The following is a 644-nucleotide window of genomic DNA, read 5'->3' as shown; positions in this document are numbered from 1 at the left end:
GATGGGGGTCCGGGGGAATTCCTTCCCCCGGACTTTTTTTCAGCCTGCCGCCGCCTGGTGGAGAGGCGGGGCGCTGGGTGGTTGCCTAGGCGCTGCGTTCCTGCGCCGGCAGGGTGGCGAAGTTGCGCAGCCGGGTCTCGATGCTCTGGAAGAGGCTGCGTTCCGCCGGGCTGAGCGGGGCGCTGGGCTGTTCGATCCGGTGTTCCAGCCATTTGGCGACGGCGCCAGCGCCCTGGCGGTGGGCGGCGGCGACCAGCCCGGTATGGGTCAGCAGGATCGGCCGGCCATCCACTCCGTTCAGCCGGCGGCCGGCCTTGTCGAGCGCGCCATTGGCGGAGAGCTGCTGCTCGGCGCGGCGCAGATAGTCGGCCATGGCGGCTTCCTGGGCGGCGGGGCGTGAGAGAAAGTCGCGGGTGCTGCGCACCCCGGCGGCGGCGGCGCGCGCGGTCCAGCCGCCCTTGTCGTCCATCCAGCCGATATCGCGCAGGGCGATGGGCAGCATCTGGTAGCGCCCCAGCGCGCCGGAGCGCGGGTTGCGCACCGCGTAGCCCTGGCAGGGTTCGCTGGCGGTGCCTTCGGCCTCGGCCAGCCGGTCGCGCAGCACGGTGCTGGCTGCGGGCTGGGCGGGGGCCAGGGCGCGGGCG

General features: G+C 73.9%; 1 protein-coding gene. It reads right to left on the bottom strand.

Annotation, left to right across the window (positions count from 1 at the left end; translation table 11 throughout):
* Positions 1-85: 85 nt before the first annotated feature.
* A partial coding sequence (locus tag HMPREF0731_RS22565) for a hypothetical protein (RefSeq protein WP_040614542.1) occupies positions 86-644 on the bottom strand: 559 nt, incomplete at its 5' end.

Origin of the sequence: Pseudoroseomonas cervicalis ATCC 49957, assembly GCF_000164635.1 — a bacterium.
GTDB classification, from domain to species: domain Bacteria; phylum Pseudomonadota; class Alphaproteobacteria; order Acetobacterales; family Acetobacteraceae; genus Pseudoroseomonas; species Pseudoroseomonas cervicalis.
Note: the sequence above shows the minus strand (reverse complement) of the source record. Positions and strands in the feature narration are given on the sequence as shown.